Source organism: Ulvibacterium marinum, assembly GCF_003626755.1.
Lineage (GTDB): Bacteria > Bacteroidota > Bacteroidia > Flavobacteriales > Flavobacteriaceae > Ulvibacterium > Ulvibacterium marinum.
This window is the reverse complement of record NZ_RBCJ01000003.1, coordinates 289,224-313,209: the sequence shown is the minus strand read 5'-3', so window position 1 is coordinate 313,209 and position 23,986 is coordinate 289,224. Positions and strand designations below refer to the sequence as shown.

The window sequence follows — 23,986 nt, the reverse complement described above, 5'->3', positions numbered from 1 at the left end:
TATTCTCAAAACAACCAGATACCATGAAAACAATTATTAACAACTATAAAAGAACCGTGTTCTTCATCCTACTGGGAATAAGCCTTCCTTTCCTCAGCTGGAGCCAGCAAGATTCGGAATATACCCAATACATGTACAACACGGTTACGGTAAACCCGGCCTATGCCGGAAATAGGGGCGTGTTAAGTTTCAACAGTCTTTACCGTTCCCAGTGGACGGGACTGAACGGGGCTCCTAATTCCCTTACCTTTTCGGTGAACAGCCCGATTGGGGAACGTGGCGTGGGCCTTGGTCTTTCTGTTATCCACGATGAAGTAGGTCCTTCTACGGAAAGTAATATAACTGTTGATTTTTCCTATACCATTCCTTTGAATTTAAAGACCAAGTTATCCTTTGGGTTAAAAGGAGGAATAAACCTCCTAAATGTTGACTTCGGAAAATTGGACATCAGGGATCGTAGCGAATTGGAATTTTCCCAAAACATCGAGAATCGCTTTTCACCCAATACGGGACTAGGTGTTTACCTACATTTTGATGATAGGTGGTATATTGGGCTGTCCTCTCCGAACATATTGTCAACAGACCATTATGATGACGCCATCTCATCCACTGCGTCGGAAAAAGCCCATTTCTACCTAATCAGCGGATATGTTTTTGAAATTAATAGAGGACTTAAATTTAAGCCGGCCATACTGACCAAAGCCGTAAAAGGTGCACCTTTGGCCTTTGACGCCTCAGCCAATTTTTTGTTCAATGAAAGGTTCACATTGGGGCTCTCCTATCGTTTGGATGCAGCTGTAAGTGCCTTGGTCGGTTTCCAAATAAACAATCGCTTTATGTTGGGTTATTCCTATGACTATGACACCACGGAGTTAGGGAACTACAATTCAGGCTCCCATGATTTCTTTTTGCGCTTTGAGTTCACCAAAAAAACCATAAACTCCATAAACCCAAGATTCTTTTAACACTCTTTATAAAATCTATTATGAATACATATCCAAAAATCCCATACATGTGCGTCGCGTTCTTTTTTGCCTTTGTCCTTACTTGCCTTGGACAGGAAGTGAAGTTGGACCGCGCCAACAAAAAATATGAAGACCTGGCCTTTATCGATGCTTCGGAAATCTACCTGGATTTGGCGGAATCGGGATACCGATCGGAGGATCTTTTCCGGAAACTGGGTAACATCTATTACTTCAACGCCAAATATGTAGACGCTGCCAATTGGTATAGAGAATTGTTCTCATTGACCGAAAACCTCGATCCTATTTACTATTTAAGGTATTCGCAATCCCTTAAGGCCATTGGGGACGAAGGTCTATCCATCTATTGGTTCAATACCTATATTGAAAAAAATGGTACGGTAGATGAAACCTACGGAAATGCCATAGATTATTTAAAGATCATTGAAGAAAACTCCGGAAGGTATACCATGCAGACAGCCAAAATAAATTCTACAGGGGTGGATTTTGGAGCATCCTTTCATGAAAAAAAACTGGTCTTTGCCTCTACACAGGATGTTACAAAAACGGGGAAACGTCTTAGCCCATGGGACGGACTATCCTATTTGGATTTATTCGAGTCTGCCATGGGCAAGGATGGGTCCCTACAGGCACCGACCAAACTTAAGGGGGATGTAAACACAAAGTATCACGAATCCAGTGCGGTTTTTACCGCTGACGGGAAAACCATGTACTTTACCCGTAATAACATAACGCCTTCCAAAAACAAAAGAAAACAAGAAGTTCAGCACTTAAAAATCTATAGGGCAAAATTGAAGAACGGAAAATGGACCGATGTGGAGGACCTATCCATCAATGGAGACGACTATTCCAACGCACACCCTGTATTAAGCCCCAAAGAGGACAAAATGTACTTTGTATCAGATAGGCCCGGGGCATTGGGCTTCACCGATGTCTATACAGTTACCATAGGCCCAAATGGTATTTTAGGCCAACCAAAAAACCTGGGGCCAAAAATAAATACAAAGGGGAGGGAATCCTTCCCTTTCCTAACACCTGATAATGAATTGTACTTCTCTTCAGATGGCCATTACGGCCTAGGTGGCTACGATATTTTTTATATAAAAATCAAAGAGGACGGCTCTTTTGGAAATCTATTGAACGTTGGTAAACCTCTTAACTCTTCCTTTGACGATCTTGCCTTTGCCATCATGGGCGACAAGGGTTATATAAGCTCCAACAGACCAGGCGGCCTAGGCCATGACGATATCTATAGCTTTATAGAAACCGAAAAAATCAAAGATGTATTAAAGAGCAGGATTTTTGGGGTGGTCACCGACAAGGAAACCAAAGAACCTTTAAAGAATAGTTCCATTACACTATATGATGAGAGAGACCAGGTTTTTGTTGAACTGAACACCAATGAAAAGGGGTATTATGATAGTGAAGTGGATATAAATACTTCCTATATCGTTAAAGCCGAAAAGGACAAATATGAGTCGAAGGACGCCTATTCCCAAAAAGGACAAAAAGAACGAGAGCACAATTTTGAACTTGACAAAAATGTAATTGATATTAAGGCAGGAGACGATATTGCCAAACTCTTCAATGTCATTATCTATTTTGATCTGGATAAATCCAACATTCGCCCGGATGCCGCACTGGAACTGGAAAAAATTGTCTCCGTGATGAAACTGCATCCCACCATTAATATTGATGTGCGATCACATACGGATAGCCGTGCAGATGATATGTACAACATGGACCTCTCTGAAAGAAGAGCCAAATCCACGATAGATTATTTAATCACTAGGGGAATATCAAAGACAAGGCTTACGAGCAAAGGCTATGGTGAAAGCCAATTGGTGAACCATTGTTCCAATGGTGTACACTGTACAAAGGCCGAGCATCAGCTCAACCGTAGGAGTGAATTCATTGTTGAATTCAAAAACTAAACCCAAAAATCCCAAAAAAAGTTCCCATGCAAACACAAGCCCTCATAAGAAACACAAAACAACACTGTTTGTTTTATCTACAAAAACTTCTTTTCCCAACAAGTGATGTATTTGGAGTGGAAATGACCATTCCCTATTACGACTACAGAGAGTATGACACAGAAGAAGAACATGAAGAAGAGTCCTTAGTAGATGACTACAATGGCCTCCGAGTAAAATATTTCATTAACCAATACGGTCATTTATGGGTAAGGGATTATGAAATGATTCCTGTAGGAGAGCCCTTAAAAGAAAGCCCCAAAGGTTTAGATCCCACTGAGAGTAATTTCTATTACACCCTGGTAGATCAAGAACGTACCCTTATTGCCCTGGGGACCCTACCGGAGTTGGATGCCTTTCCATTTTCAGAAGGTACTTTTTTTGACATTGGTATTCCGCTGAACAACACGGCCAAATGGATTAAAATTTATAGAAATAACAACCTCCTATTGTCCCATGTTATCCCAACTTCCGATTCAAACTTAACCATCTAACAGGATCAATTTGCCCGATTTCTTTTATACCTACTTGACAATTAATACTAACCACGTCTTTTAAAAGGTAATATGTTTGAAGCAGAAGGAAACTTTATAATTTATGATAAACAGGGGCCATTAGGCAGTATCATTAAGCAATCCTTAAAAAAAACCAATATCAAAGTTTATCGACACAAAAAAATTTCTGGTATAGCCGATGCCGTTAAATTGAAATCGGAAGTCAAGTTCCTTTTTATACTTTTTGTTTACAACGAGGAATACGAACTTATAGATTGCGTTCGGTTGGCCAAATTTGACATCCCCATTGTCTTCGCTCCTATCGATAAGAACAGTCATGATAACTTAAAAAGAGTGAAGGGAATTGAAGTAATGGATGTCTCCACCAGTAAGATTGAATATGTTTCCCAAATCGTGGATTTTTTAAAATTGTGAATTTTGGATAATTAAAACTGCATTTTATCGTTAACTAGGTAATAATTAGCCAAATAAGATGTATATTATAAAAAGTGATGCATTGCTATTAAATCTTTTATAATGACGATTGTACTAATAGATGACGACATATCAGATATAGAATATTGTAAAAAGTCATTGTCCACAAACTTTGACTGCTTTGATACGCCACAATGTTTTACCGACCCTTTGGAAGGTCTTGAATATCTCAATGAGCATAAACCGGATTTGCTCATTGTAGATGTTGAGATGCCAAACTTGACCGGTTTGGAATTAATGAAATATCTAAAATCTCCAAACACGGAAGTAATCTTTAGCACAGCGCATGATAAGTTTGCCATTGAGGCCTACAGAAATTTTGCACTTGGTTTTTTATTAAAGCCTTACAGTCAGGCAGAATTCATTGCGGTTATTACCAAAGCTTTACAAAGGTTGGCCAGTGGTAAAAAGAAGAATATCAATAGCAAGTTGCTCTTGGATATGCTGGCATTGGAAAACAAAAAAATTGCTATACCGACCTTGGGATGCACCTATTTTGCCAATATCTCGGACATCATACGGCTAGAAAGCGTGGAGGGTTACGCAAAAATATATCTGCAGGATGGAAACATTCACCTAAGTTCCTATGGCATCAAATTTTTTGAAAACTCTTTGACATCTCCTTTATTTTTCAGGGCCCATAAATCCCATTTGGTAAACATTCAGAAAATAAAAAAGTTTTTTCCGGACGGTACATTGATTCTTGAAACGGGAGAGCGTATTCCCGTAGCCAGGAGGAGAAGAACCAGTTTGCTGGAACTTTTTAATAGCCAAGGTTTGGGATCAAATGTTGCTTAAGTAAAGAAAGTACCCTGAAAAGCTAGTTTTAGTGGAGCCTTATTCCCTTATTTTGGTCTATCTCCTCATAATCCACTTCCTAATCCAAATTCCTCTCATAAGTTGACCCCTAGTTTTGCATTATCGTGAAGTAGGCCATCTACAATTTGTTGATTTAATTGCTACTTTCACCGGCTCCTAAATCTGAAATACAATCAATAGTTCCAATACAATAGGCGAACATCACGCGTTTCTATTTCATTTCTAAAATGGGCATAACTACAATAGTGTTAAACTCCAATAAAGGGCACTCATTGGTTATTTGAATTGCCGCATCCAAACTCTCTGCAACCAGATGTATATAACCTGTAATTAGATTGGCACCCTTAAGAAAGTTGCCATTCAAAGAACATTCTCCTTTTTTTGTTAATAGGGCCCCATCTTTTCGAAATGGACTCCCGGCCACGTAATTCCCAGAATCAGTATATAGTTGCATCCACGGCGTGTAATTTTGAAGTAATTTCTGCATATCTTGCGATGTTGGCTCAACACCTTTACTCTTTACGATTAAAATAAATTCCATTTTGATATTTTTAAGTCTTGGTTTTATAAAGAACAAAATCAATAGGATAATGGGGACACTTTTTGTCCCCATTCCACTCTTTTCTTTGTTTCTATAGAGTAACTTAACAAGACATACGTTTCAATTAAAATTAAAAGGGTGCAAGAATTTCTTTTATTGATCCATGGAAGTGGATATAAAGATGAGTCTCCAAAAATGTTAAAAAAACATATGGAGCGATATATCAATTGGATGAATAGTTTGGTAAAACAAGAAAAGTTTGTAAAGGGCCATAGATTGGACGATAGTGGTCACTATTTGATGGACAAGGATACGGTAATCAGCGATGGTCCCTTTTTAGAGCCTAAAGAAATTATTGGGGGATATATCATTATAAAAGCTGAAAATTTGGAAAATGCCACAAAAATTGCCCAACAATGTCCCTTGATCGATGAATTTCAAATATCCATTAGACCCATGTATAAAGGTCCAAATGAACATGAGTTTCCAAAATGAGGAAGTAAAGGTCGTTATTGAGACCATGTTCCGTACCCAATATGGAAAAATGGTAAGCTATCTTACGTCAAAGTTTGGGCTTGGATTTTTGGAGGATGCCGAGGATATCGTTCAAGAAACACTTTTTACCGCATTTCAAAAATGGGCTTTTGTCGGTATTCCTGAAAACCCGGAGGCCTGGATATTCGTAGTTGCTCGAAACAAGGCCTATAACCTTGTGAAAAAAGAACAAAAAAGTTCAGATTTAGATGTAGAAAAGTTGGTCGGGGAATTTTCCGAAAACGAAGATCGGATTTTCCTGAATAGAGAGATTGAGGATAATATGCTTCGTATCATTCTTGTTTGCTGCAATCTTAAACTTCCTATTGAAAGTAAAGTGGTTTTTATACTTAGTTGTCTCTGCGGTTTTAGCCGAAAAGAGCTTTCCCAAGCGCTTTTGGTCCAAGAGGAAACAATAAAAAAGAGACTCTTCAGGGCCAAAAGGGCGATACGCTCACAAAATCTGAGTCTAACCACTGCTGATGAAAAAACTCTCAAAAATCAAGCAGGAGCAATTTGCAGTATCCTATATATTCTATTTAATCAAGGGTATAATTCTTCCAGTAGGAAAAATGTATTGAACAAGGATATTTGTTTTGAAGCTATGCGTTTGACCAAACTCCTGCTAAATCACTTTCCGAAGGATCCAAAGATACATGCATTGTTCGCTTTGATGTGTTTGCATAGTGCTCGGTTTATGAGTAGAATGGACGAAAATGGGGCTATAGTCCTTTTTAGAGATCAAGACCGAAACCTTTGGAATACAGAGCTAATTAAATCTGGAATCCATCATCTTGCACGGGCTTCCTCCGGAGAAGTTATTACTGCCTATCATTTTGAAGCAGCCATTGCCGCCGAGCATTGTACGGCCAACAATTTGGGTGAAACAAATTGGGCATTTGTTTTACAGCAGTACCAGCGATTATACCAACTTAAGCCCACGCCAATAATTTTACTCAATATGGCCATTGTTAAAAGTATGATGGGCAGAACGGAGGAGGCCATCAACGAACTTTTACTATTACAAGATAATCCCCAGCTTAATACCAATTATTTATTATATGCTTCCTTGGGAGAATTGTTAGGCCTACAAAAAAAATATGAGCAAGCCATTGCTGCTTTTGACCATGCAATGGAATTGACCCGGTCCTTTCAAGAAAGGATGTTATTGGGCAAAAAAAAGACCCATATAGAATTCCTCAAAAAATCCTAAAGGGCAGTATTTTCAAAAATTAGTCCCCATTATCCATCTTCAAATGTCTTCATTGTAAAACTTACAATGAGATACTTTATACTTTTTTTATTGTTGCTTTTTACAACGTGTATGTTTTCCCAACTACAAGAAATTAATCTTGGGAATATGAAAATTAATCATCACGTGAAGGATACCAGTAAGGTTAGAAATTTTTACAAGGATGTATTGGGCGCCAAACTAGTTCAACCCAAATCCAAATTTCCAAGGGACTATTTGGAATTCTCAAACGGCTTTAGATTAAACATCATTTATTTAAATGAAGGTGTTCCCAGCCTTACCGAGTTTTATGATGGACTTTGGATAAGGATACATGTTGAAGATTTTAAAAAGGTGGCGCAAAGGATAAAAAATTCGGGCGCAAAGATTATTAAAGATAGGCCAGAGAACAATGAAATATACTTTCAGGCACCGGGCGGACAAGTTTTTCGGATGGGAGGACTAAAATCAAATTAAACAACAATATCATGAAAAAATCAATCCTATTTATTTTGACAATTTTGTTTACTATGAATACTCTGGATGCCCAAAAAAAAGGAGAGGAAGTTTTAGACAAGAGCTTAGCTTTGGACCTTCTTCAAAGAACCATGGAGGAGCTTGAAAAAATAGTGGAACCCTTGGATAGTAAAGAATTGGGTTACGTTCCACAAAACGGTGGGTGGTCCGTTTTGAACTGTCTTGAGCATTTAGCTTTGGTAGAGCCGGTCTTGTTCCTAGAAATCAAGAAAATGATCGAGACCAATACACTTAATCCAGGCAAGGATTTAAGTACGGAAGATGGGCTCATAATTACCTACATAACAGATCGAACGAAAAAGGTGATGACACCTAAACCTTTCAGACCCTTGGAAGCAAATAAACACAAAACCAAAGAAGATTTTTTGGAAGAAATAAGAAACACCAGGGCCGAATTGATATCATTGCTTAAAAGTACCGATGCGAATCTCAGGCACTTATTTGGACCATACCCTTATGGCGAGGCTGATGCCTACCAACAATTTATAATAGCGGCCGCCCATTCACACCGACATATTTTGCAGATTAAAGAAATACTAAGTGAACTAGAAAACAAGAGATCCAAATAGCGCATAGTTTTAAACGAAGAAGTCTATTTGTGCTACTCAATAACAAAATCGGATAGGTTAACTCCAATATTGGATTTATTAAATAAAAATCCCGTAGAGCATCTCTTCATTGAAACAATGGGATTGTCCCATTTAGAATCTAAATCTTTGATATTTTGGAGCAGCTAACTATTCACTAAATAGTTGCCTCAATTCCTATTTAACATAAACCAAAGTGGCTAATAGGATTCATCTTGGCCATGTCATTTGCAAGCTCTATTATGATGGCTGTAAGAATTAAAAATCCCTTGATTATGGCATAATCAAGGGATTTAAAGTTGGCCCACTAGGACTCGAACCTAGAACGACTGGACCAAAACCAGCTGTGTTGCCAATTACACCATGGGCCACTACCAACTACTTAGCCAAAACAAGTTGGCAATAAGAGCGTGCAAATTTAAGACAAAGTTTGGTTTGCACAAACATTTTTGTGGACAATCCTCCAAATTTGGACCGGCCCAAACCGTTAATCCTTTGTAAAAAATATACCTCCATCTAGGTTAGATTTAGTAAATTCGCCGTTATTGTTGCACTGTATAAAAACATATCCCCCTAAAAGCGGGATTAGTCCAGCCCAAGGTTTTAAAGAATGTGTTTTGAAACCAGGGTTTACCAAAACCACGGATTGCATGTTTTCAAAAAACTTCGAGAAATGGGACACCATCCTTGGATGGGTCGTTTTTTTTATAGCCTTTATTACTTACGCTATCACCGTTGAACCTACCAGCAGTTTTTGGGATGCCGGTGAATACATAGCCACATCGGCCAAGTTACAGGTGGGGCATCCTCCGGGAGCGCCTTTATTGCAAATGATAGGTGCTTTTTTTGCTATGTTCGCATTTAGTCCGGACCAAGTGGCAAGAATGGTCAATTCCGTTTCCGGTGTCTCCAGTGCTTTTACCATTCTTTTTATGTTTTGGACCATAACCAATCTTACCCAAAAACTTATTGGGAAAAATAGCCCCCTCACCAACAGCAAGGCGATAGCCATATTAGGAAGTGGGTTGATTGGCTGTCTGACCTTTACATATTCTGATAGTTTTTGGTTCAACGCAGTAGAGACCGAAGTGTACGCGATGGCCAGTTTTATAATGGCACTTTTGCTTTGGATGGGACTAAAATGGACGGATAACTTGGACAATCCTCGAGGCAATAAATGGCTGGTCTTAATTTCCTTTGTTGTTGGACTAACTTTTGGCATTCAATTTATGGGCTTTTTGGCTATTCCTTCCATAGGTTTGCTCTATTATTTTAAGAAATACAAAACTACCACGGTAAAGAACTTTTTGATTGCCAATGTTGTGGTCATCGCGATCCTAATGCTGGTTTATAAATTTTCATTGACCTATGTACTGAAATTCTTTGGCTGGAGCGAGGTTTTTTTTATCAATAGTATTGGATTACCTTTTAATTCTGGCACTATCATTATGGGGCTTATTTTTATAGCCGCCTTCTATTTTGGCCTTAATTATACCCGAAAGAACAATTTTAGAATTGCAAATACCATAGTACTGTGCCTCATGTTTTTGTTTCTGGGATTCTCCTCTTGGCTTATGCTACCCATTCGTGCCAATGCCAATGTTGTTATCAACGAAAATAATCCCGCAGACGCAAGGGCCCTGTTGGCATATTACAATAGGGAACAATATCCCGGGGTGGACAGTCCTGTATATGGTACATATTATTCCGATATTTTTGCTCCTCCAGGAGACGACAAGGATGAAGCTCCAAAGTATGAGAAAGATGAAAAATTGGGCAAATATGTTATCGTAAACTATTACAAAGACGCTCTGCAAGGCCCAAACCCTGATCATGTAGGTGTCCTTCCCAGATTGTGGAGTGGGCAGCATGCGGAAAATTATATGCGCTATTTTGGGCCGCTGGACTTTAAGATGACCCAATCCAACGAAGAACTTCGTAAAGCGGTAAATCAAGTGAAGGACGGTTATGCCAATGGCGAAATCGATGCGGAACAATACATAAGTTTCTTGAAAAGATTTAGCGAATACATCGAGGTACAACCTCCAACGCTATGGCAGAATATCAAATACATGTTGGAGTTCCAGTTCGGTTACATGTATTGGCGCTATTTTATGTGGAACTTCACGGGAAAAACCAACGATGTCCAAGGCAGATATGATGAAAATGGCCGTTGGCTTTCTGGAATCCCTATTGTGGACAGTTGGTTTTTGGGGAGCCAGGACAACCTTCCCACTGAGGTTTTGGATAACAAAGGTAGAAACACTTATTTCTTTCTGCCCTTGATTTTGGGAATTATCGGTATCCTATTCCAAATCTCGAAGAACCCCAAGCACTTTTGGGTGCTCTTTATGTTCTTCATGTTTACAGGTATCGCCATTCAATTTTATACCAATCCCTATATCTTTCAACCCAGGGAACGGGATTATTCCTTAGTGGGTTCTTTTTACATTTTCGCGCTTTGGATAGGATTGGGTGTATATGGCCTATTTGATGAATTTAAAAAATGGTTGACCCCAAAGATTTTGGCCCCTCTCGTTGTAATTCTATGTCTTCTTGCCGTACCCACGGTTATGGCCATACAAAACTGGGACGACCATGACCGGTCAAATCGCTATACCGCCTGGTCATCGGCCCGAGCCTACCTGGATTCCTGCCAAAAAGATGCCGGGGCCATACTGTTTACCATTGGGGACAATGACACCTTTCCACTATGGTATGCCCAAGAAATTGAAGGTTTTAGAACGGATGTTAGAGTTGTCTGTACCAGCCTCTTTGAGACGGATTGGTATGTAGATCAAATGAAGCGCAAAGCGTATGATAGTGAACCTATACCCTCCCAAATAGAACACGACAAATACCGTTGGGGCTCCCGGGACGTACTTTACTTTCAAGGCCTTACGGACAGCAGATGGAACGTAAAGGACTTTATTGATTGGCTGGATAGCGATAAACCGCAGACCAAGCTGAAGCATATCCTACAAAAGCAAGGTGCCGACATCGACCAATATTCCGAAAACTTTTTGAATACGGTCTATTATCCCACCAATAAAATCCGTATTCCGGTAAACAAGAAAAATGCGCTGGAAAGTGGATTGGTTAAAGCAAAGGATTCTGCACTTATAGTGGATTACATAGATATAGACCTACCGCAAAGTGCCATTACTAAAAAGAGCATGATGATGTTGGACATCATGGCCAACAACGATTGGAAGAGACCTATATACTTCTCGGGTGGAAGTTTCGACGATGCCGAATTCATTTGGATGAAGGATTATCTACAGTTGGACGGCCTGGCCTATAAATTGGTCCCCATCAAAACGGAACGTAGAAATTCTTTTGAGATGGGGCGCATAGATACCGAACTCATGTACGATGTGGTAACGAATTGGGAATGGGGCAACTCCGGCAGTTCGGATGTTTATCATGATACGCAGACACGTATCCAAGGACTCACGTTTAGAAGCAACCTTGCACGATTAATGGAGGAACTTATAAATGAGGAGAAAATTGACAAGGCCAAGGATATCATTGAAATTGCAATGACGAATTTGCCCGTGGATCATTTCGGATACTATACATTTGTAGAGCCCTTTGTGGATGGTTATTTCAGGGTAGGCGAAACGACCAAGGCACGGGAACTCTTTAATCAACTAAAAACAAAATATCAAGAGCGTTTGGAATATTACGCCGGAATCCCTTTGGATGAACAATATGACCATATCGATGATATTATAGCCGATATGGAAGGTTATAGAAGAAATATTGATATTCTTATCTCCAACAACGATAGGGAATTGGCGGAAAAGGAAACATTGATATTCAATGAATACATAGACAAGTTCGCCCATTTTTATAGGGACGATATGCTGGACGAAGGAATGGAAGGCGAAAATGATCCCGATCTTAGGGATACCATGCCCCTGTCGGACAGTACTTCCGTTGATAGTTTAGAGTCCCAAAATCAATGAAGACCATTTCCGCTATCACAAAAGAACGCTAATTGACTTTTCCTTGTAGACAAAGTGAAGCAATTGTTTTATAGGTATTAAATGTAGCTTGGGTTTGATTCCCCAGGATAAGAAACAAAAAGGCTATTCCACTTTACTCCCCGTATCGACCTACCTAAACGTACTCGTTAAGTATCCCTATGAGCGTATTGGCATCCTGCTCACCGCTTTGCCGCCAGACCATTTCGCCCTTTTTGTAAATCATTAGAGTAGGTAGTCCCTTAACACGTAAAGCCTGGGAAAGCTCTTTATTTTTGTCCACATCGATCTTAATTACCTTTCCCTTATCGCCCAGGGCAGCGGCCACATCCCTGAGTACGGGATGCATAGCAGTGGATTGTTCGTTCCACTCGGCATAAAAATCCAAAAGAACCGGAACACTTACGTCTATGAGTTCACCAAATTTAGACATATGTAAATCATTGGGTTATGCGCCAAATGTAGTAAAATTTGTTAAAAAACACTTGGAAACCCTTGTTTTTGTAGTAGGGAACGAAGGTTAAAATCATGTTAAGATTTTCTTTTTAAGCGTAATTACGGAAATCTCCGGCCAGATTCCTACCCGACCTGGATACCCTATAAACCCAAATCCTCGATTTACATTGATAAACTGACCCATTTCCTTATAGATGCCAGCCCAATATTTATAGCGCCACTTGACGGGACTCCATTTTATCCATCCCGGTATTTCTATCCCAAACTGCATGCCGTGGGTATGCCCGCTAAGCGTTAGGTGGTAATGATATTTGTGAGCGATCACCACATCCTCCCAATGTGAGGGGTCATGACTCAATAAAATCTTAAAATCGTGCTCCGATATCGTTTCTATGGCCCTGTCCAGGTCGCCAGCTTTTTTGAATCCGCCACGGCCCCAATTCTCCACCCCTATGAGTGCAATTTTGTCCTTTCCCTTTTGTAGATATTTGCTTTCGTTAAGCAAAAGATCAAAACCGATTTCCTTTTGTAATTTTTTTAGTTCTTCCAGGTTACCCCTTTTCAGCTCTTCGGTCGGCCATGGTACATAGTCGCCATAATCATGATTCCCCAAAATGGAATATTTCCCATCCTTGGCCTCAAGTCTTGCAAAGACATCTTTCCAAGGGTACAGTTCCTCCGCTTTGTTATTTACCATATCACCGGTAAAAAAAATCACATCACTACCCTGTTGGTTAACCAGATCAACGGCATATTCCACCATAGCCTTATCATCAAAACTACCGCTGTGAACATCGGATATTTGTGTAATCTGATAGCCATCAAAAGCATCCGGTAGGTCTTCAAATTCCAAATTGTACTTCAATACCTGATAATTGTACTTCCCGCGATACATGCCATATAACAGGGCACCAAAGGGTACAGCGGCAATACCCAAGGCAATGAGGCTCAGAAATCGTCTTCTTTCTGGCAAGCTGAACTCTTTTGAACTTCCAAAAAATTTATGGTACGCCCCGGCCAGCAATCGGAAGATATCCTCCGAAAAAAGGAAAATGATGGTAATGAACTGAAATGTAAGCACGGTAATCAAAAACCCAAAGGCATAGCTCTTTGGTCTACTTAATACCCGTCCCTCGGTCTCTCCCCAGGTAAACTGATATACAAAATTACCAAGTACCAAAATGGAAATGGCAATAAAAAGGTAGTATACCCAAGGAAAACGGGTAGCTGTTTTTAGGGCTTGTAAGGTATATAGTCCAAGAACAATATAGATAGCGATAAAAATAATCCAGCGTAGCATTAATCTTTTTTTGCAAAGATATCCCTTACCGCACTCTTAAGCTTATGAATCCGGATTTATTTGGCCTCTTCCACAATATGACGAACAATATTCAAATCCGTTACGGTTATTTCATCATCTTTTAATTTTGGGCCCGAATGCATTGGTATATTGGGAGGGTCTTTCAATTTTTTAATGGAAGAGCTAGCGGAAAGATGTATGGCCTTGAAGTTTCTATTTTTAAATTCCCGCAGATTTTCTATTCCAACTCCGCCGCCTGGTTGAATGATACAGGTAGAAGCCTGTTCATTTAGCTCCGTTAATAAATCTATACCCTCCAAAGCGGATTTTTGTTGTCCCGAACTCAGCAAGATGTGTACGCCCATATTCTCCAACTTTTCTAGGGTGTTCAATGGATCTACCACCCAATCAAAAGCTCTATGGAACGTAAAATGAAGTCCCTCCGAAGCTTTGACCAAAGATTGTGTACGCTTCTCATCCAGAGTAAAATCCTCATGCAAGACCCCGGTAACGATTCCCTCAAAACCTAAATCCCGACAAAGGGCGATATCCTTTTTAATAATCTCAAATTCCAAATCGGAATAGGTAAAATCGCCGCTTCTGGGCCTTATGAGTACATGAACCGGAATAGAGATACGCTCCCTAATGCTTTTTAGCAACCCATAGGAAGGAGTAATACCCCCTATTGCCAATTCTGAACAAAGCTCTATCCGGTCCGCGCCCCCTTTTTCCGCGTTCAATGCCGATTGCAAGGAATTTGCACAGATTTCCACCAACATATTTATGTATATTTAGGGCTGTAATTTACCAATAAAACATGCAACGAAGAACCTTCCTTAAAAATTCGGCGGCAGGTACCGCTGGACTCGTTTCCTCATCTGTTTTGGCTTCCTGTGGCGAGACAGACAAGTCATCCACGACATTGCCGGAAAAGATGGAAAACATTGGTCCCATTGTTATTTGTACCTGGGATTTTAACAATGCTTCGGCCAAGGCCTGGGAGGTCTTAAAAAGTGGAGGCAATTCCTTGGACGCGGTGGAAAAGGGGGTCATGGTAGAGGAGGCCGACGTGGAAAATCAGACCGTTGGTCTTGGTGGACGCCCGGACAGGGACGGAAAGGTTACCTTGGATGCCTGTATCATGGACAAGGATGGTAACTGTGGAGCGGTGTTGTGTATGCAGAACATAGCCCATCCCATTTCCGTTGCCCGTAAGGTTATGGAGGAAACACCACATGTTATGCTTGCGGGAAAAGGCGCTGAGCAATTTGCCCTGGAACAGGGTTTTAAAAAAACCAATCTCCTAACGGAAAAATCAAAACAGGAGTGGATAGAATGGAAAAAAACCTCCCAATACAAGCCTATAATCAATATAGAAAACCATGATACCATAGGTATGTTGGCCATTGATCAAAATGGGGATCTCGCCGGTGCCTGTACTACCAGTGGTATGGCCTATAAATTGGCAGGGCGTGTTGGGGATTCCCCTATTATTGGGGCCGGACTTTTTGTGGATAATGAAGTGGGCGGAGCTACCGCAACAGGCGTCGGCGAAGAGGTGGTACGTACTGTGGGCAGTTTCTTGATCGTAGAACTTATGCGACAAGGCAAAACGCCCCAGGAGGCATGTGAGGAAGGCGTAAAGCGTATCATTGAAAAAAATAAGAACAAACTAGACTTTCAGATCGGCTTTATCGCTATTAATAAAAAAGGGGAAACCGGTGGATATTGCATTCAACCCGGCTTTACCTATAGAACGTATTCCAACGAAGGTCACCTAAACAATCCATCTGATTCATATATCACTTCCTAACCCCATCAAAAGAGGATAATATTTGTAGTTTTATAATTCTTCAAGAACACCTAATATGGCTGAACAAAAACGACTTTTTTTATTAGATGCCTATGCGCTCATCTTTCGTGGTTACTACGCTTTGATCAAGAATCCGAGGATCAATTCGAAAGGAATGGATACCTCTGCCATTATGGGGTTTATGAACTCACTTTTTGATGTCATTAAAAGGGAAAAACCGGATCATTTGGCCGTATGCTTCGATAAGGATGGTAGTGCAGAACGTACGGAAATGTTTGCCGATTATAAGGCGAATCGGGATGAGACCCCGGATGCCATAAAGATTGCCGTACCCTATATTCAGGATATTCTGAAGGCCATGCATATTCCCGTAGTGGAACTTTCCGGACTTGAGGCCGATGATATCATAGGCACCTTGGCCAAGCAGGCCGAAAAAGAGGATTATAAGGTTTTTATGGTGACACCGGACAAGGATTTTGGGCAATTGGTCTCGGAAAACATTTTCATGTATCGCCCGGCCAGAATGGGCAATGGTATAGAAATATGGGGAATTCCCGAAGTGCAAAAGCGCTTTGGGGTAAAACGGCCCGAACAGGTTATCGACTACCTAGGAATGATGGGAGATGCCAGTGACAATATCCCCGGATTGCCCGGTGTAGGGGATAAAACCGCTAAGAAATTTATCCAAGAATTCGATTCCATGGAAGGATTATTGGCCAATACCGATAAGCTGAAAGGCAAGATGAAGGAAAAGGTAGAACAGAATGCCGAACTGGGTATTCTCTCCAAAAAACTGGCAACTATATGCATTACTTGTGATGTTCAATTCGATGCCAAGGACTATGAACTTTCCGTCCCCAATAGTGAAAAGGTCCAGGAGATTTTTGAGGAATTGGAATTCCGAAGGTTAAAAGATCAATTCATAAAAATATTTTCCGGCGAAGTGGAGGAAACCCAGACGCAGGTGAGTAGTACAGAAACTGCAAAAAAACAAGCGCAACCTGCCGGTAGTGGCCAGTTTTCCCTTTTCGGTAATGATGGGGCCAGCCCAGCTGCGACCATTAAGGAAGTCTCCAGCAGAAAAACCATAAAAGACGTTCCCCATGTCTACCAAAGCGTTGCTCCAGGAATGGCAATGAAACTGTTTCTACAAAACTTAATGAAGCAAGAGGCTGTATGCTTCGATACTGAAACCACAGGCATAAATTCATTGACTGCCGAGCTCGTTGGTATTGCTTTCTCTTGGGAACCAAAAAAAGGATTTTATATTCCCTTCCCAGATGAAAGGGATAAAGCACAGGAAATCATAGAACAATTACGACCCTTTTTCGAATCGGAAACCATAGAAAAAATTGGGCAAAATCTGAAGTATGATATAAAGGTGCTGGACAAGTACAATATAAAGGTGAAAGGTAAATTTTTCGACACCATGTTGGCTCATTACCTGATCAATCCGGATATGCGGCACAATATGGATGTCCTATCAGAAACCTATCTCAACTATACCCCTGTTTCCATTACCGAACTCATTGGCAAAAAAGGGAAGAACCAATTGAGTATGCGTGATGTGCCATTGGGACAACAGACCGAATATGCCGTGGAGGATGCCGATATCACCTTTCAATTGGCACAGCATTTTCGACCCGAATTGGCAGAAGCCAAAACCGAAGACTTATTCAATACCATTGAAGTTCCCTTACTATTGGTATTGGCCGATATGGAACTGGAAGGCATCAATCTGGACGAAGAATTCCTAAAATCTCTTTCTGAAGAACTCAACAATGATATTGCAACCCTGAAAAGCAAGATTTATGAAGCTTCAGGAGAACAATTCAATATAGCTTCCCCAAAACAATTGGGAGAGGTACTTTTCGATAAAATGAAATTGGTGGACAAACCTAAAAAGACCAAAACGGGGCAATATTCCACTTCGGAGGATGTGCTATCCTATTTAGCCAAGGACCACCAGATTATTCAGGATGTATTGGATTATCGCGGACTTTCCAAATTAAAGAGCACCTATGTGGATGCGCTTCCGGAACAGGTGGAAAGCTCCACGGGAAGGGTACACACCGACTATATGCAGACCGTGGCCGCTACAGGTAGATTAAGCAGCAATAATCCCAATCTACAGAACATTCCCATCCGGACGGAAAGAGGACGGGAAGTTCGGAAAGCTTTTATTCCGCGGGATGAAAATTATACCTTATTGGCAGCGGATTATTCTCAAATAGAACTTCGTATAATTGCCGCCCTGAGTGAGGAAACCACCATGATCGAAGCCTTTAAAAATGGAGAGGACATCCATGCCTCGACAGCGTCAAAAGTGTTCAATGTACCCTTGGAGGAAGTGACCCGCGAACAACGCGGAAATGCCAAAACCGTAAATTTTGGTATTATCTATGGCGTTTCGGCCTTTGGACTAAGTAACCAAACGGACCTTAGTCGGTCCGAGGCAAAAGAACTCATCGAAACCTATTACAAGACCTATCCCAAATTGCGAAACTACATTAGCGATCAAATTGATTTCGCCAGAGAGCATGGGTATGTACAGACCGTTTTGGGCAGAAGGCGCTATTTGAAGGATATCAATGGGAGCAATCAAGTGGTACGTGGAGCCGCGGAGCGCAATGCTGTGAATGCGCCTATACAAGGTAGTGCGGCGGACATTATTAAAATTGCCATGATCAACATCCATCGAAAACTCACCGAGGGAAATTACAAGACCAAGATGCTACTCCAGGTACATGACGAACTGGTCTTTGATGCGTATAAGCCAGAATTGGAAAAATTAAGGCCGCTTATCCAATCCGAAATGGAAAACGCTTATGAACTTGCCGTTCCTTTAGATGTGGAATTGGGTGAAGGAAACAATTGGCTGGAGGCACATTAGCGGTATATCCAAACTGTTAACATGCGTTAATTACTTTTCTTGAACCATCAAAAACTCATTTTCACAACAATATTTTGTGGAACAGGGCGGGCTGGAATATTTTTAATCCCGTATTTTAAGGGTATCTCGGCTATGAAAAAACTCATCCTTATACTTAGCTTGTTCTTTGCAATGGCATTGGGTCATTCCCAGGAAGGGAATTCCGAACAAATTGCTGTGCAACCCAAAATAAAACTATTCCCCAATCCGACAACCAATGTAATCAATGTCCTGGGTCTTGAAAATAGTGCTCGAGCGGATATCTTGATTTCCGACATTTACGGAAATCCGGTACTGCAACATCAATGGAAAATTAAGAACAATGCATTGAGCATACCCGTTGCCCATCTTGAAAAAGGGGTATATATGATTGTTATAAATTCGCTGGAGCAAAAAGTTCATACAAAGTTCTACAAACAGTAATCCGTCCAAATCTAATCGAAGACAAAATTGTAGGTAACGGCAAATAAAGGACTGTTAAGTACGGAGAGCTCATAGGTCCCCAAAGGACTTCCCAGGAATACATCCGCATCCACCCCATCCTGCCTCTGTGCGTAGTATAGGTTTAAAGGATTTCTTCTGCTGTACACGTTGTAAATGGTAAATGTCCAATCTCCCACCCATCTTCTATTGGGGTTTCTTCCATATTTCACCTTCCACGAGAAATCCAGTCTATGATAGGGCCGTAAACGTGCATTGTTCCTCTCCAAAAAAATGGGCACATTGATATCCTCAAGGGCAAAAACACTATTGGCCACGGTATAGGGTCTTCCACTTTGGGCCGTAAAATTAAAACTCCAAGTATTGTACTTGTCCCCTTCAAAGTTGATGGTACCATTAAATACATGGGGCCGATCAAAGTCCGAGGGAAACTGCTGGTTGTTATTTACACGATCCGCCAACCTTTCATTGAAAGAACGCAAAAAGCTACGGGACCAGGTGTAATTGAACCAACCATTAAACTTTCCTTTTGGTTTCTTAAAACTGAGCTCTACGCCGTAGGCCTCACCTTCCGCTTGAACCACATCCCTTTCTAAAAATTCTTCCAAGAAAAAATCGGCTCCAGGTTTATAGGTCAGGTTGTTCTTTGATTTTCTATAATAGCCTTCAAGCCCTATTTCTATACCACTTTCTTCCAGGTTTTTGTAGATACCGAGACCGTAGCTATCGCTTTGCTGAGGTTCAATGTTCGGATCTGCGGTTTTCCAACGGGAAGTAGGCAACGGGGTAGTTGTGTTGTAAATATTCTGAAGATATTGGTTTAGCCTGGCATAGCTTGCCTTAAGGGACATTGTTTTGCCAAGTTTATAATTAATGCCAAGTCTGGGATCCAAACCATTATAGGTTTTTACTCCAGCTCCTTTTTCAAAAAATTGTGTGTCCAACAACGCACCTGTATTATCATCAAAAGTAGCTTGGGTATATGGCCCGACGAACACAAAATGATTGAAGCGCAGTCCAGCAGAAATGGTCAAATCTTCGGTTGCATTCCAATTGACATTTCCAAAGCCAGCAAATTCATAGCTGGTTTCCGATTCCAGGGTAACGGGAATGATGCTATTCCCTGCTCCAGGATCTAAACTTCCTGGATCTATGTTATATCTATTGGCTTGGACACCTCCATAGTATTCCAACTTATCGCTCACGCTCTTGGAATACTCGGAAATAAAACTCAAATAATTGATTTTGGATTCAAATTCGATTTCATTATCACTGTCCCTTTCCGGAAAAATAGTCTTTGGCGTATAGTCGCTCACTATAAAAATGTTCCGAAGATTGGACTCGTCCCCAAAAGTGTGTATCCAATTGAGTGTTCCATTCAATGTTTGGAAATCATATTGATTACTACTTGCATTGATATTCTCAATTTGTGTAATTAAATCCAGCTGGTAAAAGTCTTTGCTATAAAATCCTGTAAAAGAAATCTGGTCGTTCTCCGTAGGCAAGTATAAGAGTTTCATGGTACCATCATAAAAATTGGCCTTGGTATTTTCCAATCGTTCTGAAAAAAGCGGTAACAAAAAATCGGTAAATCCGGCCCGTCCCCCAATATTGAGTAGTAGCTTGTCCTTTATTATGGGTGTTTCCAATGATAAGCGGCTAGAAACAATGCCTACACCACCACTCAGTTTAAACTTGTCCGTATACGGGTTTTTCACTTTAATGTCCAGTACCGAGGTAGACCTACCCCCATACCGCGCAGGAATATTGGCCCTATACAAGTCTACGGAAGAAATGGCATCAGGCGTAAAAACGGAAAAGAGTCCGAACAAATGGGTAGGATTAAAAACCGGGGCATAATCATACAAAACTAAATTCTGGTCCAAAGACCCTCCTCTTACGGATATACCGTTACTTATTTCCCCGGCATTGTTGACTCCTGCAAGAAGTGTCATGCCCCGTAAAACATCAAACTCACCAACAGCGGCTGGTATTTTTTTTAGTTCTTGGGAAGTTAATTTCAAGGCTCCCATTTGAGGGGTTTCAATATTGTCCAATATCCGTTTGGCCCTAACCACCACTTCTGAAAGTTTTTCTTCCTCTTCATACAATTGTATCTGTACAATCTGACTTTCATTGAGCACAACGGTCTGGACGTAATCCTTGAAACCAATAAAAGAAACCGTCACCTCATATGTATTTTCCGGAAGAGTAATTGAAAATCTTCCCGAGGTATTTGTGACACCCCCACAATTACAAGGCCGAATCGAAATCTGGGCATTGTCCATAGGCAACCCTGTAGCCTGGGCTAACACTTCAAAAGACAAGGCATATTCCTGAGATCTAACCAAAGAGGTCAGGCAAATGCACAAGAAAAAGGTTAGTAAGAATTGTAGTTTTACGGACATATTGGTTTTGGTTTGGTTTTATTGGTCGATCCAGGCTTCAGGGCGGATGGCAGTTCTAAATCGGGTTTCGCTACACGGTGCCGAAACAGTTGCCGGAGGGGGTAACGGCGAGCCAAATGTTGGTTCCGTGATTAAAGGCTCCCTTCCTTCCAAGGCTTCCTCTCCTATGAAGGTCCTGTCAACAAAAACAGAGGCCAAAGAGGTCGCAGCGGCGGTGAATCTACCAAAGACAAACTCTTCACTATCCGCAGGATTGAACATATTTCCAACCAAACCGGCCGGTGGTGGTGCGTTAAGCCCGCTATTGTTATCAACCAAATCCTTGAGTACCTTGTAGTACTCATGTGCCGAGGCCGATATCGCGAACTGTTGCACCTCGATTACCATATCCTCTTTTGTATACAATATGGCATTGCCTATGGAAAAATCGGTAATGGTCCGGCCATTGGAAAATTCATCCTCAAAAATGGGAATACTTTCAGGAAAACGGATACGCCAACAATCACTTTGACAGGGGTAATCGTAATAGGGCTGCAGACCACCAATACCCCTAGGAAGAGGTCGGCATTCACCGTCCCGGAAATAAGACTCCCTACATTTTTCGCAAATATCCAGATTTTCATAGCTGCGATAACTCCAATAATAATAATTACCAGCTCCTGGAGGATCGGTAAAAGAGACAAAAATTTCATGGCCTGGAACAAATCTTCCCCCGAAAATTTCCCTAAACTCCAGTTCAGGGTCATATTGCACTTTTAAGTCAGATAGCGGTATGGGATCTAATACTTTTTCTACTTCCGAGGTAAATTGCTTGCCATCGGGCATAAGTATATTCAGTTTCCAGCTCTCTCCGGGAGCTACGGTAAAATCCTCTGGCGGCACATAGGCTTCCTCGATTTCGACAAGTGGAACAATCTCACCATTATCCACATTTTCGAGCTCGGCCGAAGCCCCTTCCACAAAGTTAACAACATATACGCCAAATTCGATAGCCGATTCGGTAATGGATACAAAGGAAACACCAGGTTCTGTAGAAGCAAAACCCTCAACAAAAATAAGTCCTTCACGAAGTTCAAAATCAGGCTCTATCGGGTCAATGCAATTGGAGATAATTGTAAGAACCAAAATGGCAAAAAAATATATTCCCAATCTTTTTTGCATCGCCTTCATTTATGAATTCCGAGACTTGGAATATAATCCAAAAAAAGGTAAAGGTCAATAGGAAAAGTCAGTTTTACCTTAAAATAATTTAAAGAAAAGGAAGTGGTTTATGATTATACATTTAGTTTGTAGTTTTATTGACCAATCCAAGCTTCCGGGGGAATAGCCGTTCTAAATCTAGTTTCGGAACATGGTGCAAAATTGGTCAATGGCAGTGGTACGGGGTCAAACATATCTTCCAAAATAATTGGATCCCTTGGTTCTAAGGCTTCCTCGGCAACTCGGCTACGTTCTACAAATGTCGAGATTATGGAAGTTGAAGCCGCCGTAAAACGGCCAAAAACAAAATCCTCAGAATCGTCGGGGTTTGAAATATTGCCGACCAAGGGTGCAGGGGGTGGAGCATTCAGCCCGGCATTGTTGTCTACAATATCCTTTAATACTTTGTAATAGTTGTATGCTGCAGCATTTATGGAAAATTGCTGCACTTCCACCACCATATCTTCATAAGTATATAACGGCAGGTTTCCTATAGCAAGTTTTGATACTGATTTCCCATTGGAAAACTCATCACTAAAGACCGAAATACCCTCGGTATATCGTATGCGCCAACAATCGGTTTCACAGATATATAGATAAAAGGGAGGTAGGCCACCTCTACTTTCCGGAACAACGCACTGCCCGTTTCTAAAATATCCTTCAAAACACTTTTCACAGAAATCCAAATTTTCAAAAGTTCGATAGGTCCAGTAATAATGGTTCTCCATGTCGGATGGGTCTTCAAAACTTACAAGGGCCCGGTGTCCCGGGATAAACTGCCCACCTCGCACTTCTCGAAACTCAAGTTCCGGGTCATACTCTATTTCCAAGTTTGAAATAGGGACAGTTGGCAACACACTTTCCTCAGTTGAAACGTAATGGGTACCGTCCTCAAGAACTATATTCAGCTTCCACTCTTCTCCTTCTGTGACCGCAAAACCTGCAGAAGGCAAATATTGCCCTTCAATTTCAACCAAGGGCTCTTCATCACCGGTCGTAGTATTTAAGAAACTTACATTGGCCCCTTCCTCAAAATTCACCGTATTTTTTCCTAGTTCCCTTACGAATCTACTTATAGTAACAAAAGAGGCTCCCGGAGCGGTAGAAGCAAAACCCTCGATAAATACGAAATCCTCTATAAACTGAAACTCAGGTTCGACTGGGTCGACACATGCACAATGGGATGCACAAATTATCCATACAAAAAAAATCTTTAAAGGTAATTTAGGAACTTTGAACACTAGTTAGAAATT

20 protein-coding genes and 1 tRNA gene are annotated in these 23,986 nt (G+C 41.0%); 13 read left to right on the top strand and 8 right to left on the bottom strand.

From position 1 onward, the window contains the following. Positions 1-23 precede the first annotated feature (23 nt). From D7Z94_RS14430 to D7Z94_RS14410, 5 genes are all read left to right on the top strand, one after another. On the top strand, positions 24-965 hold the full coding sequence (locus tag D7Z94_RS14430; RefSeq protein WP_120712310.1) for a PorP/SprF family type IX secretion system membrane protein: 942 nt from the start codon (positions 24-26) through the stop codon (positions 963-965). 47 nt (positions 966-1,012) lie between these two features. Then, the gene (locus tag D7Z94_RS14425) at positions 1,013-2,917 is read left to right on the top strand and encodes an OmpA family protein (RefSeq protein ID WP_158594645.1); all 1,905 of its coding nucleotides are present in this window, start codon (positions 1,013-1,015) and stop codon (positions 2,915-2,917) included. A gap of 26 nt (positions 2,918-2,943) precedes the next feature. After that, the gene (locus tag D7Z94_RS14420) at positions 2,944-3,450 is read left to right on the top strand and encodes a hypothetical protein (protein ID WP_147415905.1); all 507 of its coding nucleotides are present in this window, start codon (positions 2,944-2,946) and stop codon (positions 3,448-3,450) included. Positions 3,451-3,522: 72 nt separating this feature from the next. After that, positions 3,523-3,885, top strand: coding sequence for a hypothetical protein (locus D7Z94_RS14415; protein ID WP_120712307.1), 363 nt, complete (start codon positions 3,523-3,525; stop codon positions 3,883-3,885). Between the two features lie 102 nt (positions 3,886-3,987). Next, positions 3,988-4,743 carry a LytR/AlgR family response regulator transcription factor gene (locus D7Z94_RS14410; RefSeq protein WP_120712306.1) on the top strand — a complete coding sequence of 252 codons (756 nt, stop codon included), beginning with the start codon at positions 3,988-3,990 and terminating at the stop codon, positions 4,741-4,743. 232 nt (positions 4,744-4,975) lie between these two features. Here D7Z94_RS14410 and D7Z94_RS14405 read toward each other — a convergent pair whose 3' ends face one another. Beyond that, on the bottom strand, positions 4,976-5,305 hold the full coding sequence (locus tag D7Z94_RS14405) for a YciI family protein (RefSeq protein ID WP_158594644.1): 330 nt from the start codon (positions 5,303-5,305) through the stop codon (positions 4,976-4,978). Between the two features lie 138 nt (positions 5,306-5,443). Between D7Z94_RS14405 and D7Z94_RS14400 the strand changes: the two genes are divergently transcribed. The 4 genes from D7Z94_RS14400 (at position 5,444) to D7Z94_RS14385 (ending at position 8,176) form a co-directional block, all read left to right on the top strand. Then, a complete protein-coding gene (locus tag D7Z94_RS14400; RefSeq protein WP_120712304.1) occupies positions 5,444-5,800 on the top strand; it encodes a YciI family protein in 357 nt (118 codons plus the stop codon). After that, on the top strand, positions 5,784-7,052 hold the full coding sequence (locus tag D7Z94_RS14395; protein ID WP_158594643.1) for an RNA polymerase sigma factor: 1,269 nt from the start codon (positions 5,784-5,786) through the stop codon (positions 7,050-7,052). Before D7Z94_RS14400 ends, D7Z94_RS14395 begins: the two co-directional genes overlap by 17 nt. A 147-nt stretch (positions 7,053-7,199) precedes the next feature. Further along, on the top strand, positions 7,200-7,547 hold the full coding sequence (locus D7Z94_RS14390) for a VOC family protein (protein ID WP_158594642.1): 348 nt from the start codon (positions 7,200-7,202) through the stop codon (positions 7,545-7,547). A gap of 11 nt (positions 7,548-7,558) precedes the next feature. Beyond that, positions 7,559-8,176, top strand: coding sequence for a DinB family protein (locus D7Z94_RS14385; RefSeq protein WP_120712301.1), 618 nt, complete (start codon positions 7,559-7,561; stop codon positions 8,174-8,176). Between the two features lie 317 nt (positions 8,177-8,493). Here the strand turns inward: D7Z94_RS14385 and D7Z94_RS14380 are convergent. Further along, positions 8,494-8,565: transfer RNA gene (locus D7Z94_RS14380), tRNA-Gln, on the bottom strand. Positions 8,566-8,844: 279 nt separating this feature from the next. Between D7Z94_RS14380 and D7Z94_RS14375 the strand changes: the two genes are divergently transcribed. Continuing rightward, positions 8,845-12,165, top strand: a complete 3,321-nt coding sequence (locus D7Z94_RS14375; protein WP_120712300.1) for a glycosyltransferase family 117 protein — start codon at positions 8,845-8,847, stop codon at positions 12,163-12,165. A 154-nt stretch (positions 12,166-12,319) separates the two neighbouring features. Here the strand turns inward: D7Z94_RS14375 and D7Z94_RS14370 are convergent, their stop codons facing one another. The 3 genes from D7Z94_RS14370 to D7Z94_RS14360 all read right to left on the bottom strand — a co-directional run bounded on the left by D7Z94_RS14370 (position 12,320) and on the right by D7Z94_RS14360 (position 14,718). Next, entirely contained in the window at positions 12,320-12,616 is a 297-nt protein-coding gene (locus D7Z94_RS14370) for a thioredoxin family protein (RefSeq protein WP_120712299.1), read from the bottom strand. 93 nt (positions 12,617-12,709) lie between these two features. Beyond that, positions 12,710-13,939 (bottom strand): metallophosphoesterase, encoded by a 1,230-nt coding sequence (locus D7Z94_RS14365; RefSeq protein ID WP_120712298.1) that lies wholly within the window; start codon positions 13,937-13,939, stop codon positions 12,710-12,712. Between the two features lie 56 nt (positions 13,940-13,995). Beyond that, positions 13,996-14,718, bottom strand: coding sequence for a copper homeostasis protein CutC (locus D7Z94_RS14360; RefSeq protein WP_120712297.1), 723 nt, complete (start codon positions 14,716-14,718; stop codon positions 13,996-13,998). Between the two features lie 38 nt (positions 14,719-14,756). Here D7Z94_RS14360 and D7Z94_RS14355 point away from each other — a divergent pair, with 38 nt between their 5' ends. From D7Z94_RS14355 to D7Z94_RS14345, 3 genes are all read left to right on the top strand, one after another. After that, positions 14,757-15,752 carry an isoaspartyl peptidase/L-asparaginase family protein gene (locus D7Z94_RS14355; protein ID WP_120712296.1) on the top strand — a complete coding sequence of 332 codons (996 nt, stop codon included), beginning with the start codon at positions 14,757-14,759 and terminating at the stop codon, positions 15,750-15,752. Between the two features lie 55 nt (positions 15,753-15,807). After that, a complete protein-coding gene (polA, locus tag D7Z94_RS14350; protein WP_120712295.1) occupies positions 15,808-18,645 on the top strand; it encodes a DNA polymerase I in 2,838 nt (945 codons plus the stop codon). 132 nt (positions 18,646-18,777) lie between these two features. Next, entirely contained in the window at positions 18,778-19,107 is a 330-nt protein-coding gene (locus tag D7Z94_RS14345; protein ID WP_120712294.1) for a T9SS type A sorting domain-containing protein, read from the top strand. 11 nt (positions 19,108-19,118) lie between these two features. Here D7Z94_RS14345 and D7Z94_RS14340 read toward each other — a convergent pair whose 3' ends face one another. From D7Z94_RS14340 to D7Z94_RS14330, 3 genes are all read right to left on the bottom strand, one after another. Then, complete coding sequence (locus D7Z94_RS14340; protein WP_120712293.1) at positions 19,119-21,533, bottom strand: TonB-dependent receptor; 2,415 nt, start codon at positions 21,531-21,533, stop codon at positions 19,119-19,121. 18 nt (positions 21,534-21,551) lie between these two features. Beyond that, entirely contained in the window at positions 21,552-22,694 is a 1,143-nt protein-coding gene (locus tag D7Z94_RS14335; RefSeq protein ID WP_158594641.1) for a DUF4249 domain-containing protein, read from the bottom strand. A gap of 134 nt (positions 22,695-22,828) precedes the next feature. Beyond that, the gene (locus D7Z94_RS14330) at positions 22,829-23,974 is read right to left on the bottom strand and encodes a DUF4249 domain-containing protein (protein WP_120712291.1); all 1,146 of its coding nucleotides are present in this window, start codon (positions 23,972-23,974) and stop codon (positions 22,829-22,831) included. Positions 23,975-23,986 lie beyond the last annotated feature (12 nt).